The following is a 14,491-nucleotide window of genomic DNA, read 5'->3' as shown; positions in this document are numbered from 1 at the left end:
GCTTTCGAGCCGGTGCGGGGCCTCTTCGCGTGGGACCGGCCGAGGCCCGTTCGTTAATCGATGGATCGTCTTCCGCCGCGCTTCTAGGGTTGCCGGGCAAGCAGTCACTGGGCGCGGGGGAGTGTGGGACATGCGTACGGCGTATCCGCGTACGCCCCATCTGCCCTGGTCGCCCGGCGTCGGCTCGGACGATGTGCGGGTCGGGGGGCTGGGTGGGCTGCGGGGGCGGGAAGTTGTCGTCACCGAGAAGATGGACGGGGAGAACACCACCCTGTACGGCGACGGGGTGCACGCCCGGTCGTTGGATTCCGGGCATCATCCGTCGCGCGCCTGGGTGAAGGGGCTGCAGGGGCGGATCGGGGGGTTGATCCCCGGTGGGGTGCGGGTGTGCGGGGAGAACATGTACGCGCGGCACTCGATCGCGTACGAGGACCTGGAGAGCTGGTTCTACGGCTTCTCCGTGTGGGACGGCGAGCGTTGTCTCGACTGGGACGCGACCGTGCGGTTCCTGCGGCGGCTGGGGGTTCCCGCGCCGCCCGTGCTGTGGCGGGGGATCTTCGACGAACGGGCCCTGCGCGCGCTGAAGTTGGACCCCGCGCGGCAGGAGGGGTATGTCGTACGGAGCGTCGAGGGCTTCGTACGTGAGGAGTTCGGGCTGCGGCTCGCCAAGTGGGTGCGGCCGCACCACGTACAGACCGATACGCACTGGATGCACGCCGCCGTCGTGGAGAACGGGCTCGGGGCGCGTGCCGCGTTGTGGGACGTGCGGTCGGGAGGTTCCGTCGATGCCGGGGCGGTGGCGCGCGCCGTGGGGGTAGCGGGGGACGAGGACGCGGCCCGCGAGGTGGTCGGGCGGCTCGACGCCGCCGGGCGTACCGGGGACGACCGGCTGGGCGGGGTTCTCGCGGCGCTCTGCCACGACGTGCCGCGCGGCCGGCTCGCGGGTGCGCTCGTCGCGCCGCTCGGGATGGCGCAGGCCCGGCGCGTTGCGGACCTGGTTGGGCTGTATCCGGCGCTGCACCGGCCGTTCCCCGACAACGGGCGGCGCGCCGGGCTCGCGCGGATGTCCCTCGCCGCCGACCTGGGGGTGCTGCACGCCGTCGCCGGTGCGGTGGCGGAGGGGGCGTCGGGGGAGCAGGTCGAGTGGTCCGCGCTGCACGCCGAGGAGGCGGGACTCCTGGACGGCGGGGAGGCGTTGGAGGCGCTGCGTACGGGGTTGCGGGTCGCCCTCGACGGGCTCGGAGCGGATGCGATCGCGCGCTGTTGGGCGGGGGCCCGTGACGCCTGGGTCGACGGGCGCCTCACCACCGTCGAGGAGGCCGTGGCCGCGACCTGGCGATGGCGGTCCGGGGACTTTCCACGGCTGATCCATCTCGTCGGGCCGTCGGCGAGCGGGAAGAGCACCTTCGTAGAAGGACTGACGGGGGTCGGGACGCGGATCTCGCTCGACGAACTGCGGGAGTCCCGTGGCTCCCGCGCCGATCAGCGCGACAACGGCGACGTCCTGCGGGACGGCCTCGACCGGCTCGACCGCGCGCTCGCGCGGGGCGGCACCGGCGGCACGGTGGTGTGGGACGCCACCTCGCTCAACCGGCAACAGCGTTCGCTGGTAGGCACGTTGGCGCGGCGGCGCGACGCGCTCGTCACACACGCCGTACTGCTCGTGGACGAGGCGGAGCTGGTCAGGCGCAACCGCGTACGGCCGCACCCGGTGCCGCCCGACGTACTCGCGGGACAGTCGCACCGCTTCGTACCGCCGTATCCGGGGGACGCGCACCGCACGTGGTACGTCGGGGCGGGCGGCGACATCGAGGACACGGACAGCGTCGAAGGGGAAGGGGAGGACTGATGCGGACCAGCGACCAGCTGTACCACCAGGTGCGCTGGGACCCGCGCTTCGATCCCGCGCGCTTCGTCCTCGGCGTCAGCCGGCGCGGCACGAGCCCCGGGCGGATCCCGCTGCCCGCGTTCGTGCCCGGCGGCGACATCCCCTGGCATCGCGTGCTGTTCGTGGAGGCCGACGGCGAAGTGGTCTGGGACCGGGCCACCGGCGTCGACCGGATCGACACCACGGACGCCGGGCGGGTGAGTCAACCCCGGCTGCTGCGGGCGCCGTTCTTCACGGCGAGTACGGCCTACGCGTACGGCCCCGAGGGCTGGCGCCCTTCCGAGGCCGCACCACCGCCCGCGCCCGCCTCCGTCTCGCTGCGCGTTCTCACCTGGAACACCCTCTGGGACCGCTACGACAGCGACCGCGTCCACACCGCCGCGCGGCGGCCCCTGCTGCTCGCCGCCCTGGAGGAGGCCGACGCCGACGTCATCGCGCTGCAGGAGGTCGAGCGCGAACTGCTCACGATGCTGCTGAACGCACCCTGGGTGCGGGTGAGTTACACCGTCGGCAGCGACCCGGGCGGGCGTGACGTGGACGACAACGGGCTGCTGCTCCTCAGCCGCCTGCCCGTGCGTGAGGCGGGGCACCATGTCCTCGGTTCGCACAAGGCCGTCACCGCGTTCACCGTGGAGACCGCCGCCGGGCCGCTCGTCGTGGCCGCCACGCACCTGAGCAGTGACCACTCCAAGGACGGCGCGGCCCGGCGCCGTAACGAACTGGCCGCCCTCGCCGAGGGGTTGGGCGGAGTCGACGCCGACCTGATCCTGCTGGGCGACTTCAACGACGGCTCCGGCGGGGACGACGGACCGGCCGCCGCGCTCGGGCTGCGTGACGCGTGGAGCGAGGTGTACGGCTCCGAGGACCGCACGCCCACCTTCGATCCGGTCACCAATCCGCTGGCGGCGGTGGCCTCGTTGTCGGGCCGTGCCGCGCGGCTGGACCGGGTGCTGCTGCGGGGGAGCGGGGTGGTGGCCGGGGCCGCGCTGCGTGGCGACACGCCGGACGCGGGCGGGCTCTACATCTCCGACCACTACGGGGTGGCGGCGGAGGTCGATCTCGGTGCGGTGGAGGGGAGTTCGCACGCGGACGCCCTCGACGTCGCTGCCACCGCCCGTACCGCAGTCGCCTGGCTGCCGCCCCACGAGCTGTGGGGTCCCCTCCAGGCCGTACGGCGGGAGCACGATCCGCAGGTCGACCGCTGGCCGCCACATGTGAACCTGCTCTTCGGCTTCGTCCCGGAGTCCGACTTCGAGCGCGCGGCCCCGCTGCTCGCCGCTGCCGCCGCCGAGATCGCGCCCTTCACGGCGCGGCTGGCCGGCGTGCACACCTTCGGGCACCGCGAGGACGCCACGCTCTGGCTCGACCCGGTGGGGGAGGGCGAGGCTCCGTGGGCGGGGCTTCGGGAGGCGCTGGAGCGGCGCTTCCCGCGCTGCGGTGGGCGGCGGGCCGAGGGCTTCACGCCGCATCTGACGCTCGGGCGGAGCCGCGACCCGCAGCGGGTCGCCGCGGGGATCGAGGCCCGGCTCGGCGAAGTGTCCTCGCCCGTGGGGGAGTTGGCGCTGCTGTCGCGCAGGGGTGACGAGCCGATGCGCGTACGGGCGACGGTCGCGCTCGGGACGGGCGCGATCAACTGGCTCCCGGACGACGGTCCGGTCGCGAGCCCGCCCGATGTCGACGCCGGAGACACCGCGAGACTTCTCGCCCGCGCCCTGCCCGAGGGCGCCGTACATGTCGTCGGCTCCCGCCGCATGGGCTGCGCGTCCGCCGGGGCGGACCTTGACTTGGTGGCGGCGCTGCCGGGCGCGACGGTGGACATGGGCGAGATACGGCGCCGGGTGAGCGCCGCGTTGCCCGTGGCTCACGTACGGGAGGTGGTCGGCGCGCGCGTGCCCGGACTCCGGTTCGCGGTGGGCGAGTTGGGCGTTGATCTGGCCGCGGTCGCGACCGGTTCGCTGCCTCCGGCGCAGGCTGTCGACCGCCGCGCCGAGTTGGGCGTGGCGGCGGCCGTCGCGCTGAGTGCGGTGAGTGACGCGGTGGCCGTACGAGACGCGGTCGGCGACCGCCACGACGCCTTCGCCCGGCTGGCGAGGGACGTGAAGACCTGGGCCGGGGCGCGCGGGCTGGACTCCGCTCCCTTCGGCGGGCTGCCCGGCCTGGCCTGGGCGGTGCTGGCGGCGCGCACGGTCGCGGAGGCCGGCCCGCTGGGGCGCGAGGACCTGCTGAGGCACTTCTTCGGCACGTGGGCGGCATGGGACTGGCGCGTACCGGTCTCCCTCGGAGTTGCCGCCGCTCCGGCTCCCGCTCCTGCCGCCGCCCCCGCCCCCGTCACCGTACTGACCCCGACCGCCCCGATCCGCAGCTGCACGGACCAGGTCGGTCCGGGCCAACGCGACCTGCTGATACAGGAGTTGTACGGGGCCTGGGAACTGACCCCACCCCCGCCCATGCACCGCCGCCACGCCGCCTGGGCGGTGGTGACCGTGGACACGCGACGCCCCGACACCCTGGGGCGCTTCCGGGGCCGTGTACGGGCGCTGCTCACCGCGCTCGAAGCCGCCGGGGTGCGGGACGCGCACGCCTGGCCGCGCCCGTACGCGGCTGATGGGGGCGCGATTCGGTACGCGATCGGCCTCGGCGCCGGCCCGCCGGACGCCGCCGCGCTCGCGGAGATCGTGGGTCCCTGGGGCCGTGGTCTACGGAACGTGGAGGTCGCGTGGGCGCGGAGCGGCGACGTACCGACACTGAGCTGACGCCACGCGGACGTACGCTGAAGGGACAGGCCTCGGGGGACAGCCCCCACATCGCGGAGGCGTTCGGGACGTCCTTCTGGCGGGCGCTGTCCATCACGGCGCTCGCCCTGATCCCGAGCGCCTTCCTGACGGGCGGCCGCGACGGAGTACGGTCGCGGGCAACACCGGCCGGTGTCGCGGGAGTTCAGTCCTGATCGGCGGCGCGTGGGGAGACGGGCCGCTCGAAGAAGGTCTCCAGCACCACCGTGGCCTGCGTCCCGCTGACCCCGTCGATCGCGTAGATCCGGCGCAGCACGTCCTGCAACTGCTCGGTGGTCCCGGTCCTGACCTTCACCAGTACCGACGCGCTGCCGGCGATGACGTGCGCCTCCAGGATCTCGGGGAGCGCGGCGAAACCCTCCGCCGAATCACCCATCCATGAGACCGAGTTGACCATCACATAGGCCAGGACGCCGCCGCCCACCGCCGCCGGGTCCACCTCGACGGTGGTACGCCGGATCGCGCCGCGTTCCCGCAGCTTCCGTACGCGTTCGTGAGCCGCGCCGGCGGAGAGGCCCACGGCCTGGCCCAGCGCGGCGTAGGGCTGGGTGGCGTCCAGCTGGAGCTGTTCCAGCAGGGCACGATCGATATGATCCACGATTCTCCATTCGGCCCGATCTTGTCTTGACCGTATCCCATCCTGCACTGTTCCATTCATGCCGAAGCACATTCGGTATCGTGTGCACGTGGAACCCGCCTGGAACCCGCCTGGCATGGGAAGGACCCGTATGACCGGCGAACGCCCCCCGCTGTACGAGATGCTCGACGACCGGTTCCGTACCGGTCGGTGCATGAACGGCGACGACGGCCTGGAGGTCCTGTACACCGGCTGCCGCTGGGCGGAGGGGCCGATCTATCTGCCCGCCTGGCGGCAGCTGATCTGGAGCGACATCCCCAACGACCGGATGCTGCGCTGGGACGAGGAGACCGGGGCCGTCAGCGTCTTCCGCCGCTCCGCCGGGCACACGAACGGCAACACCCTCGACCGCCAGGGCCGACTCGTCACCTGCGAGCAGGGCAACCGCCGGGTGACACGTACCGAACACGACGGCACGGTCACGGTGCTGGCCGACCGCTGGCAGGGCAAGCGCCTGAACAGCCCGAACGACGCGGCGGTCAAGTCCGACGGCTCGATCTGGTTCTCCGACCCGGACTTCGGTATCACCAGCGACTACGAGGGCCACCGCGCGCAGAGCGAGATCAACTCCAACAACGTCTACCGGATCGATCCCGCCACCGGCGAAGTGCGCCTCGTCGCCGACTGCTTCGGCGCCCCGAACGGCCTCGTCTTCTCGGCCGACGAACGGCGGCTCTTCGTCTCCGACACCCGGGCCGGCCTCATCCGCGTCTTTGACGTACGCGACGACGGCACGCTGTCGGACGGCGAGATCTTCGCCGAGGCCGCGGCCCGCGAACGGGCCCGCTTCGACAACCTCCGCTTCGACGACGCGGGCCGGCTCTGGGCGGCCGCGATGGACGACGGAGTGCACTGCTACGACCTCGACGGCACGCTGATCGGGCGCCTCGACATCCCGGAGGCGGTGGCCAACATCGCCTGGGGCGGCCCCAAGCGCAACCGCCTCTTCATCACGGCGGAGACCAGCCTCTACTCGGTCGTCATGAGCGCCACGGGCACCCACCCGACCGGACCCGGGCGCAGGCCCTGGCTGGATTCGGGGTCCGGCTGAGGCGCTGAGTGGCGATACTCGACATCAGGCTGCGAACGTCCGTCGAGACGGCGTCCGGCGGGGAGATGGGGAGATGGGGAGATGGCGGGATGAGTTTCCGGTTGGCGGCGTACGCCGTGTGCGTCGAGGACGGGCGGGTGCTGCTCGGCTGTCACGTATCACCGCGGGGTGAGGCCACCTGGACCCTTCCGGGCGGCCGGGTCGAGCACGCGGAGGATCCGTACGACGCGGTGATCCGGGAGGTCGCCGAGGAGACCGGCTGCGACGCGGTGGTCGAGCGCCTGCTGGGCGTGGACTCACGGGTCGTTCCCGCGGCCGAACGCACCGTCCCCGGCGGGCCGGAACACCAGAATGTCGGCATCTTCTACCAGGTCCGCATCACCGGCGGCCGGCTGCGGCCCGAGCCGAACGGCGAGATCGTCGAGTCGGTCTGGACCCCGCTTCCCGACGTCGCCGGCCTGCGCCGGTCGTCGCTGGTCGACATCGGCCTGGCCCTGGCCCGGACCCTTCCGGCGACCGGTCACGTCGCTCCCGTCACGGTCGGCGGGCTGATCCAGCACTGAGGGCCGGAGCCGTACGGCGCTCACCCGGTCCGGGCACGCGCCGCCGGTGACGTCGGTCCGACTGGTGGGCTCAGAGGACGAAGACGCTCTGGGCTGTCTCCGTGTGGTACGTCTCGCCCGGGTAGACCAGCCACTCGACCTGGCCGGTGCAGTTCGGCCCGGAGTGGACCTCGGCGATGGCGTCGGTGTGGTTGGTCACCGACGACGGGTACCAGTCGATGGCATAGCAGCCGCTCGGGTCCTTGTACTCGTTGCCGTTGACGATCAGGACGCCTTCCGCCGCGTACGCCGATCCGGACACCCCGACTGCCAGGGTCACGCCGGCCGCCAGCGCGCCCAGGGACAGGGCCAAGCGTCGTCGCATCATGGTGAGTTCCCCTCGTGGAGCGGACCGCGCGTGATGCGATCCGCCGGGTCACTCAGGGTAGTCGATCGGGAGCTTTATGTGCCCGGCGCGTGGAGGCAACCTCTTCACCGCTGCGTGCGCGGGGTTTGCGCCCAGGCGGGAGCGAGCGCGCCGTCGCGTGCCGTCAGGTAGTAGCGCGCGAAGTCGAGGTACTGGCCGGTGATCCGGCCACGGGTCTCGCCGTCGGTGGAGTGGTGGTACAGGTGCGCGTGCAGCGCGTCCCACCAGATGCTGCGGCCGATCGCGAAGCCCACGAAGCCGGGGACGGGTGCCGCGACCTTCAGCCAGTGGTCGAGCCGGCCGTGCGTCGCGTGGCGCCCGAGCACGATGCAGTCGGCTGTCCGCGCGTCGCGTCGGGCGGCGGCCAGCACGGCGACGGTGTCCTCGTGGCGTTCGAGTCCTTCGATCTTCCAGATCGCGGGCTCCACACCGTGGTCCTGGAGATACTCGATCACCGAGACCGTGAGGCCGGGCCGGAGTTCGGCGTCGTAACGTGCCGTGTCGTCGCCGACGGCCTGCTTGTCGGAGTCGCCCGCCGGGACGAGGAGTTCCAGGATCAGCGGCCGACCGGTGTCCGCGGCCCACGAGGAGACCTCGGCCAGATCCTTGGCCTGCCGCGCCCGGCGGCCCGCGTCGAACCCCGGATTGTCACGTACGAGGACCTTGGCGTAGTCGGCGGGAAAGAACTCCGCGTGGCGGCGCCACCGGTCGCCGTAGGCGAACTCGAACCAGTCGCTGCCGCTGGCCTCGATCGGCACCGCCAGATCCACCGCGCCGCCCGAACGCGCCGCGAGTTCGACGACGTCGGCACCGTACTGCTCATCGATGAGGATTCCGGGCTGCGCGCCCGCCGGCAATTTCTCGGCGGCGTCCAGCAGCGCCTGGTAGATCAGCAGCTTGTCGGCGCAGATCCGGGCCTCCTGCGCCGGGGTGGGCGGCGCGGTGATCCCGTAGAGACCCGACTCCAGACTGTTTCTGTGGTCCGCCGCGAGAATAAGGAGCGCCTGCCCGTCGGGCGCCGCTTCCGCTTTCTCCGGGTGGGCGAGAGGAACGTCAGTCATGAAGACCTCTTCTCCAGCGGCGGTGAACTCCCCTCATTCAGGTTGCGACCGCGGGCGCGTCCTGTCCAACGCGGCCGGTCCGCGGGGGACCGCCCGCGGGACGTCAGCCGCTTCCGGTTTCGGACTGGGCGTCGGGGGAGTCGAACCGCTTCGCACCCTGCGGCTTCTGTTCCACCCTGCTTCGTTCCACCCTGTTCTGTTCCACTCTCCCTCGGCCCAGTGCCGAGACCGCCGTCAGGAGGAGCGTGACGGCCGCGGCGCTCAGCACCACGTACGAAGGCCGGAAGTAGGCGAGCAGAACGCCTGTCGTCGCCGCGCTGACGCCGTAGCCGATGCCGCTGCCCGCGTACAGGATGGAGTAGCCGACAGGGTGCAGGTCGTCCCGGAGAGCGGTTCGCAACGACAGGTTCCGGGCGATGAGCACGATGGCCTGGGCGAACCCGGCCAGGAGCAGATACGTGGCCATCGCGGGGATCGCCGACGACAGCGCCATGATCGATATCAGGACGGTCGTGACGAGCAACAGGACGGTGCTCTGTTTCTCGGGGTCGCCCGGCCAGGTGCGGAGCCCGTAGACGATCCCGCCGAGAATGCTGGCCAGGGCGAAGCAGGTGAGCAGGGGGCCGCTGTACGCGACGGCGTGGTCTCGCTGCTCAAGCAGGGCGGGGAGACTGAGTTCGACGGTGGCCAGCAGATACATGACCGCGACGCTGGTCAGGTAGATGGGCCAGACGCTCACCAGATGCCGCGTCGCGCTGCGCGAGTGCCCGGACTCCGCGGGCTTGCCGGTCTTCTCCGGGAGGAGGAACACGCAGGCCGCGCCCATGAGGGCGGACGCCGCCGCGGCGAAGAAGGGGAGTGTCGCGGAGTAGTGCAGGGCGGCGGCCGCGACCACGGCCGGTGAGGCTGCCCAGACCGCCATGTTCAGAGACGACTCCAGGCTCAGCGCGGAGTTGAGGTCCTTCTCGCCCACCAGGTCGGAGACCATGGTCCGTAAGGCCCCGGGCGCCGCCGCGCAGCCGGCGCCGGCCACGGCGGCCAGACCGATGGACGCGCCCGCCCCGATTCCGGGGAAAAAGGCAAGGGCCGCGAAAGCCGCCGAGCTGACCACCAGCCCGGCGGCGATCTCGCCGCGAAAAGCCCTGGTCCTGAGCCGGGACCCCAACAGGGGTGCCCCTGCTGCCTCCGCCGCCGTGTACACCGCGGCCATCACGGCACCGATGGTGTAGCCGCCGGAGGTTTCCCGGCCCAGGAACACGAAAGCCAGTGGAGCCATGGCAACAGGAAGTCTGCTCACCGCGACGACGAACGACCAGGTGAGCATTTTCTTGTTGACGAGACCACGGTAGGCCACCGGCTGGAATCCCCTGTCCATGTACGTTGGTTGAACGGCTTCAGACCTGCGGTGGAGCGCTTTCGGCGAGAATTTCCCCTAGCCCGGATTCCAAAGTGCGCCCTTCCGCCCAGCTGGGCGCCAGAATGACGTACTCGATGTTTCCGCTGACTTCCGTGTCGTCCGAAGCGATCACGACGCCCCGTCGGCTCTCCGGGTCCCATGCGAGACCGTTCGCCGTCAGCAGACCCAGAAGCTTCCGCAGATTCGCGGATCGTACGTTGAAGCGGCTCAGGAGCGTATGACTGTCCGCCCAGTCAGGGCCGACCAGTGTTTCGGCGATATGGTGCAGGTGAGTGCTGCCACCCATTCGGGCATTCACTTCGTTGAACCATATTTCGCCCGATGATGCTATGACTGCATCAATGCTTGCCAGACCGGTGTAGCCGAGGTCCCGCATCATCCTAGCCATCCGCAGCGCTTCCGCGAAGAACTCTTTCCGGGAGCTGTCCGGAATTGTCTGCAGTGGCATTTCAAGCCCCACGAGTACGGGGGGATCATCGGCTGCTCGAAGCTCGCCGGAGTTCACTATCGAGGGTTCGCCGCCGTCCTCGGGGCAGACGACCTCGACGTAGACGGACCGGCAATCGGGGAGGAACTCCTCCACCACCACTTCGCCCTGTGGCGCGTGAGTGCGAGCGAGACCGGCGGCCGCGACCACCGCGTCGAGATCCCGTGGATCGGTGAGGTACGTCTTCGACAGGGCTCCCGTCACGACGAGACGCGGGTCCGTGGTGACGACGAAGTTGCCGTGTCCGCCCACGGCCCGGTCACGCTTGACGATCACCGAAGCGGTTCTCGCCAGCAGTTGGCCCACGATGTGCTTGAGGTCGTCGACGGTCCGGCAGGGCATGCCGGCGGGGACGGAGAAGCCCGCCCCCGCCGCGAAGGCCCGGAAGAACACCTTGCTGTTGAACAGCTCGGCGCCGCCCTGTCCCAGGAACGGCCGTGCCCTGTCCGTGTGCAAACCCAGCTCGCGGGCGAACGTCACCGCACCCCGGTCGTAGATGTACGGGCGGAACTCCCAGTCCGGCGTGACGATGTCCTGGAGACGGCCCAGGACTTCCTTGCCGTGGAGCAGCTCCTGGGTGAGGAGGTCGGCGTCCGGGCTGATGACGTGGACGCTCCCGGTGTCGAGTCCGGTGTGGCCGGCGACGTATCGCAGGAACGTGTCGGGGGCCGGGCGGGGAAGGACGATCGCGTCGCCGTCCCTCAGCAGCCAGATCAGCCTTTTCATCGCGAAGAGAATGCCGCGGAAGTCCTCGTCGGTGAGGAGGTCCATGCGGTCGACCATGTGCTCGGTGCAGGCGTTTCCGAGCCACAGCCGGGGCATTACGCCTCGGCCTTTCCGCCGTCGCTGTCCAGGTACCAGACCTGGAGACAACCGTCGTCATCCACGCGGGCGGTGGGCGGGAGCGCCCAGTCGGGGACCCAGCTCAGCCGGTCCTTGTAGGTGTACCCCGTCTGGATCAGCACCCGGCCGTCGTCGTCACGGTCGATGATCGTCCCCTCGTACAAGGAGACCTTCCCGACGTCGGTCATCAGGGTGTACTGGGGTTTGGCCCGCCCGGATGTCATCCCCGAGGAGACGAGCCGGCGGAAGAGGTCGAGTCCCTGTGCGATCGAGGTGCGGTGGTGGTCCATGCCGCGTATCGGGACGCAGTGGAAGAGGTAGTGCGCCTCGATGTCGAGGTGGCGCAGTTCGTCGTACAGCTCGACCAGGGTGTCGAGACTGTCGTTCACGCCGCGCAGAAGCACCGTCTGGTCGTAGATCCTGGCCCCTGCGGCCTGCAGGGCCGCGTACGCCTCACGTACTTCGGGAAACAGCTCGCCCGGGTGGTTGATATGGGTCGCGATCTCCACCCGGAACGTCGGCCGCGGGCGCAGAGCGTGCAGCATGCGCGCGTCGACCCGACGGGGGTCCTGGAGAGGAACCCTGGTGGCTAGACGGACGACTTCGACCTGGGGGGCGTACCGCTCGACCGCGTCCAGCAGGAACTCGATACGGTCGACCAGGATCAGCGGGTCTCCGCCCGTCACCAGGATTTCCCGCACGTCTTCATTCTCGGGGGCGGAGCCGCAGTAGCGGGCGATCCGCTCAAGGTCGTCCTTCGATAAGGTTAACGTCTCGTACTGTCCGCGAATGCACCAGCGGCAGTGTGCCGCGCATATCGTCGTGGGCTCGACGAGGAGCGTCCTGCGGTAGAGCTTCTCAACACCCTTGAGTATTCGGCCCTCGAAGGTGGTCCGGAGCTCGGACTGGTAATGTCTGCCGACTTCGTGGGTCCTGTCGACGGCTTCCGCCGGGTCCACGGCGTACTGAAGGTCCAAGAACGGGAATCCGCCCTCGTCTTTGCGCTCGTTCATTTTCTGGCGCAGATAGGGGGATATCTTCTCGGCGAAAGTTCCGTCTTTTGATCCGGCCATGATGCGATCTCGCCTTTCCGGTATGCGGTTCAGCGTCCACGCATGACCGGGTCCCGGTCGGAGTTGCCGACCGGGACCCGGCCCGTGCGATCAAGACACTATGCGCCGCATCCGGTGCAGGTCCATGTCACCGGATCGCTTGTCCAAATAGGGTCCCTTGACGTCGTGAAGGCGATCCTGTTACGCCGGAATGCCATCGTCCTCAAGTAATGCGCCGACCCATTTTCGGAAACCATTGCCGACAGGACTACTCGGCCGCGAAGATCTCCTCGGCGGAGCCGGCCGTGAGGGCACGGTCCATCCAACGCTCCAGAAGCTCGACGTCGCCGCAGCCGCTGATGCGCTCACGCACCTCGTCGGAGACCGCGATGCCACGCACCTCCAGGACCCGGAGAACACTCCTGACGCCCTGCTGCGCACGCCCTTCGGCGAGCCCCACGTCCCGGCCCTCTGCGAGGCCCATGTCCCGGCCTTCGGCCCGGATCTCCTCCGCGAGAGGCGACTTGTTCAGAGCCTGGCCCGCTGAGCGTAAGCAGACAATCCGCCCTGGGCGGGGGCCAGTTGGGGATATTCACCCGCACGGGTGAGGGTTCTCGTACCCGCCCCGCGGCGCCGAACGGCACGTGTCACGCGTGCTGCGGCATCTCGTCCTTCAGGTTGGACCGGATCTGGGCCCGCAGTTCCGCCGTGTTCTCGTGGCCGTGGACCGATGCCGCGTGTTCGCTCGCGGCGCGGACGACCTCGTCCTCCTCGCCGGTGATGGCGAGGGTGCAGTTCGTCTCGCTCGGCATGTCACGGCAATCGACTACTTTGCGCATGATGCACCTCCATGTACCAGTGTCCTCCCGTACGGGGGGTTCTGGACAGGTCGCGCACGCGCCTCGCGTCCGCCCCAGGATTCGCCGCTCACCCCGTGGGGTACGCTCTCCGGCCGCGATTGGCCAGGGCTCGGGCCCATATGGCACACTGCACAGGTTGCTCGGTTGAGTGCCGATGCTGCGCGCCTCCCGTCGGGAGGACCGGAAGCGAGTCCCACAGTACTCGTCGTCCCATCTGCCTCTCACGGCAGCGCTGGGGCGGACGTACGGGAATCTTCTGGGAAGTGTCAGCGGGGTACCGGCCAGGCACCCGGTGGGGTTTCTCCCCCGGCTCGCGGTCATCAGGCCCGCACCCCTTGGCAGGGAAATCCTTCGGGAATTTCTACGTGGAGGGAATGCGACACGCCCGACCGCGTGGGTCGGAGAGAAGAGTGCACAGCCCAACCGGGGCCAGAGCGTTTCGAGAGAACAGGACTACTGAGTAGCCATGGCGGGACAGAAGATCCGCATCCGGCTCAAGGCCTACGACCACGAGGTCATCGACTCTTCGGCGAAGAAGATCGTCGAGACGGTGACTCGCACTGGTGCGTCGGTCGCGGGCCCGGTGCCGCTGCCCACTGAGAAGAACGTGTACTGCGTCATCAAGTCGCCGCACAAGTACAAGGACTCGCGCGAGCACTTCGAGATGCGCACGCACAAGCGCCTGATCGACATCCTCGACCCGACGCCCAAGACCGTTGACTCGTTGATGCGCCTGGACCTTCCGGCCGGCGTCGACATCGAGATCAAGCTCTGAGAGGCGCGGAAGAGATGGCAAAGCAGATCAAGGGTGTCCTGGGCGAGAAGCTCGGCATGACCCAGGTCTGGGACGAGAACAACCGTGTCGTCCCGGTGACCGTGGTCAAGGCCGGACCCTGCGTCGTTACCCAGGTCCGTACGAATGACTCCGACGGCTACGAGTCGGTCCAGATCGCCTTCGGCGAGATCGACCCGCGCAAGGTGAACAAGCCCCTCAAGGGCCACTTCGCCAAGGCCGACGTGACCCCCCGCCGCCACCTGGTGGAGCTCCGCACCTCCGACGCGTCCGAGTACACGCTCGGCCAGGAGGTCACCGCCGCTGTGTTCGAGTCCGGCGTCCGCGTGGACGTCACGGGCAAGAGCAAGGGCAAGGGCTTCGCCGGTGTCATGAAGCGTCACAACTTCAAGGGCCTCGGCGCCGGTCACGGAACCCAGCGCAAGCACCGCTCTCCCGGCTCCATCGGTGGCTGCGCCACCCCGGGCCGCGTGTTCAAGGGCATGCGGATGGCCGGCCGTATGGGCAATGAGCGGGTCACCACCCAGAACCTGACCGTTCACGCCGTTGACGCGGAGAAGGGCCTCATCCTGATCAAGGGTGCGGTTCCTGGTCCGAACGGCGGCCTCGTCCTGGTCCGCACCGCGGCGAAGGGGGCCTGA

Annotated in this window: 14 protein-coding genes; 6 read left to right on the top strand and 8 right to left on the bottom strand. The window is 69.9% G+C overall.

Annotated elements, in window-relative coordinates; translation table 11 throughout:
* Nucleotides 1-130: 130 nt before the first annotated feature.
* Both ACFUN8_RS06835 and ACFUN8_RS06830 read left to right on the top strand, forming a co-directional pair.
* The gene (locus tag ACFUN8_RS06835; protein ID WP_383632516.1) at nucleotides 131-1,849 is read left to right on the top strand and encodes an RNA ligase family protein; all 1,719 of its coding nucleotides are present in this window, start codon (nucleotides 131-133) and stop codon (nucleotides 1,847-1,849) included.
* Nucleotides 1,849-4,641, top strand: coding sequence for a poly(A) polymerase (locus ACFUN8_RS06830; RefSeq protein WP_383632513.1), 2,793 nt, complete (start codon nucleotides 1,849-1,851; stop codon nucleotides 4,639-4,641). Before ACFUN8_RS06835 ends, ACFUN8_RS06830 begins: the two co-directional genes overlap by 1 nt.
* A gap of 184 nt (nucleotides 4,642-4,825) precedes the next feature.
* Here ACFUN8_RS06830 and ACFUN8_RS06825 read toward each other — a convergent pair whose 3' ends face one another.
* Entirely contained in the window at nucleotides 4,826-5,278 is a 453-nt protein-coding gene (locus tag ACFUN8_RS06825; protein ID WP_383632510.1) for an Lrp/AsnC family transcriptional regulator, read from the bottom strand.
* Between the two features lie 130 nt (nucleotides 5,279-5,408).
* On the opposite strand from ACFUN8_RS06825, the gene ACFUN8_RS06820 reads away from it, so the two are divergent.
* Together ACFUN8_RS06820 and ACFUN8_RS06815 are read left to right on the top strand one after the other, a co-directional pair.
* Entirely contained in the window at nucleotides 5,409-6,368 is a 960-nt protein-coding gene (locus ACFUN8_RS06820) for an SMP-30/gluconolactonase/LRE family protein (protein ID WP_383632507.1), read from the top strand.
* A gap of 89 nt (nucleotides 6,369-6,457) precedes the next feature.
* Nucleotides 6,458-6,931, top strand: a complete 474-nt coding sequence (locus tag ACFUN8_RS06815; RefSeq protein WP_383632504.1) for an NUDIX hydrolase — start codon at nucleotides 6,458-6,460, stop codon at nucleotides 6,929-6,931.
* A 70-nt stretch (nucleotides 6,932-7,001) separates the two neighbouring features.
* On the opposite strand, the gene ACFUN8_RS06810 is transcribed toward ACFUN8_RS06815, so the two are convergent.
* The 7 genes from ACFUN8_RS06810 to ACFUN8_RS06780 all read right to left on the bottom strand — a co-directional run bounded on the left by ACFUN8_RS06810 (nucleotide 7,002) and on the right by ACFUN8_RS06780 (nucleotide 13,036).
* Nucleotides 7,002-7,298, bottom strand: a complete 297-nt coding sequence (locus ACFUN8_RS06810; protein WP_383632501.1) for a hypothetical protein — start codon at nucleotides 7,296-7,298, stop codon at nucleotides 7,002-7,004.
* A 104-nt stretch (nucleotides 7,299-7,402) separates the two neighbouring features.
* Nucleotides 7,403-8,398, bottom strand: a complete 996-nt coding sequence (locus tag ACFUN8_RS06805) for a 2-deoxy-5-keto-D-gluconate 6-phosphate aldolase domain-containing protein (RefSeq protein WP_383632498.1) — start codon at nucleotides 8,396-8,398, stop codon at nucleotides 7,403-7,405.
* A 103-nt stretch (nucleotides 8,399-8,501) separates the two neighbouring features.
* The gene (locus ACFUN8_RS06800) at nucleotides 8,502-9,773 is read right to left on the bottom strand and encodes an MFS transporter (protein ID WP_383632495.1); all 1,272 of its coding nucleotides are present in this window, start codon (nucleotides 9,771-9,773) and stop codon (nucleotides 8,502-8,504) included.
* A gap of 19 nt (nucleotides 9,774-9,792) precedes the next feature.
* Nucleotides 9,793-11,073 (bottom strand): peptide ligase PGM1-related protein, encoded by a 1,281-nt coding sequence (locus ACFUN8_RS06795; RefSeq protein WP_383632492.1) that lies wholly within the window; start codon nucleotides 11,071-11,073, stop codon nucleotides 9,793-9,795.
* 50 nt (nucleotides 11,074-11,123) lie between these two features.
* The gene (locus ACFUN8_RS06790) at nucleotides 11,124-12,158 is read right to left on the bottom strand and encodes a radical SAM protein (protein WP_383632489.1); all 1,035 of its coding nucleotides are present in this window, start codon (nucleotides 12,156-12,158) and stop codon (nucleotides 11,124-11,126) included.
* Nucleotides 12,159-12,465: 307 nt separating this feature from the next.
* Nucleotides 12,466-12,681, bottom strand: coding sequence for a hypothetical protein (locus ACFUN8_RS06785; RefSeq protein ID WP_383632486.1), 216 nt, complete (start codon nucleotides 12,679-12,681; stop codon nucleotides 12,466-12,468).
* A 163-nt stretch (nucleotides 12,682-12,844) separates the two neighbouring features.
* Nucleotides 12,845-13,036 (bottom strand): DUF1059 domain-containing protein, encoded by a 192-nt coding sequence (locus ACFUN8_RS06780; protein ID WP_078079541.1) that lies wholly within the window; start codon nucleotides 13,034-13,036, stop codon nucleotides 12,845-12,847.
* A gap of 487 nt (nucleotides 13,037-13,523) precedes the next feature.
* Here ACFUN8_RS06780 and rpsJ point away from each other — a divergent pair, with 487 nt between their 5' ends.
* Nucleotides 13,524-13,832 carry a 30S ribosomal protein S10 gene (rpsJ, locus tag ACFUN8_RS06775; protein ID WP_003948644.1) on the top strand — a complete coding sequence of 103 codons (309 nt, stop codon included), beginning with the start codon at nucleotides 13,524-13,526 and terminating at the stop codon, nucleotides 13,830-13,832.
* Nucleotides 13,833-13,846: 14 nt separating this feature from the next.
* Nucleotides 13,847-14,491 (top strand): 50S ribosomal protein L3, encoded by a 645-nt coding sequence (gene rplC / locus ACFUN8_RS06770; RefSeq protein ID WP_354607261.1) that lies wholly within the window; start codon nucleotides 13,847-13,849, stop codon nucleotides 14,489-14,491.

The sequence above is a fragment of the Streptomyces sp. NPDC057307 genome (assembly GCF_042667665.1).
GTDB lineage: Bacteria > Actinomycetota > Actinomycetes > Streptomycetales > Streptomycetaceae > Streptomyces.
Note: the sequence above shows the minus strand (reverse complement) of the source record. Positions and strands in the feature narration are given on the sequence as shown.

Excerpts from the sequence above, each read along its gene's own strand:
- ACFUN8_RS06800 (WP_383632495.1), bottom strand. The coding sequence starts at position 9,773 with ATGGACAGGGGATTCCAGCCGGTGGCCTACCGTGGTCTCGTCAACAAG.
- ACFUN8_RS06785 (WP_383632486.1), bottom strand. The coding sequence starts at position 12,681 with ATGGGCCTCGCAGAGGGCCGGGACGTGGGGCTCGCCGAAGGGCGTGCG.
- ACFUN8_RS06815 (WP_383632504.1), top strand. The coding sequence starts at position 6,458 with ATGAGTTTCCGGTTGGCGGCGTACGCCGTGTGCGTCGAGGACGGGCGG.
- ACFUN8_RS06835 (WP_383632516.1), top strand. The coding sequence starts at position 131 with ATGCGTACGGCGTATCCGCGTACGCCCCATCTGCCCTGGTCGCCCGGC.
- rpsJ (WP_003948644.1), top strand. The coding sequence starts at position 13,524 with ATGGCGGGACAGAAGATCCGCATCCGGCTCAAGGCCTACGACCACGAG.
- ACFUN8_RS06830 (WP_383632513.1), top strand. The coding sequence starts at position 1,849 with ATGCGGACCAGCGACCAGCTGTACCACCAGGTGCGCTGGGACCCGCGC.
- ACFUN8_RS06805 (WP_383632498.1), bottom strand. The coding sequence starts at position 8,398 with ATGACTGACGTTCCTCTCGCCCACCCGGAGAAAGCGGAAGCGGCGCCC.
- ACFUN8_RS06820 (WP_383632507.1), top strand. The coding sequence starts at position 5,409 with ATGACCGGCGAACGCCCCCCGCTGTACGAGATGCTCGACGACCGGTTC.
- ACFUN8_RS06795 (WP_383632492.1), bottom strand. The coding sequence starts at position 11,073 with ATGGACCTCCTCACCGACGAGGACTTCCGCGGCATTCTCTTCGCGATG.
- ACFUN8_RS06790 (WP_383632489.1), bottom strand. The coding sequence starts at position 12,158 with ATGAACGAGCGCAAAGACGAGGGCGGATTCCCGTTCTTGGACCTTCAG.
- ACFUN8_RS06810 (WP_383632501.1), bottom strand. The coding sequence starts at position 7,298 with ATGATGCGACGACGCTTGGCCCTGTCCCTGGGCGCGCTGGCGGCCGGC.
- ACFUN8_RS06780 (WP_078079541.1), bottom strand. The coding sequence starts at position 13,036 with ATGCGCAAAGTAGTCGATTGCCGTGACATGCCGAGCGAGACGAACTGC.
- rplC (WP_354607261.1), top strand. The coding sequence starts at position 13,847 with ATGGCAAAGCAGATCAAGGGTGTCCTGGGCGAGAAGCTCGGCATGACC.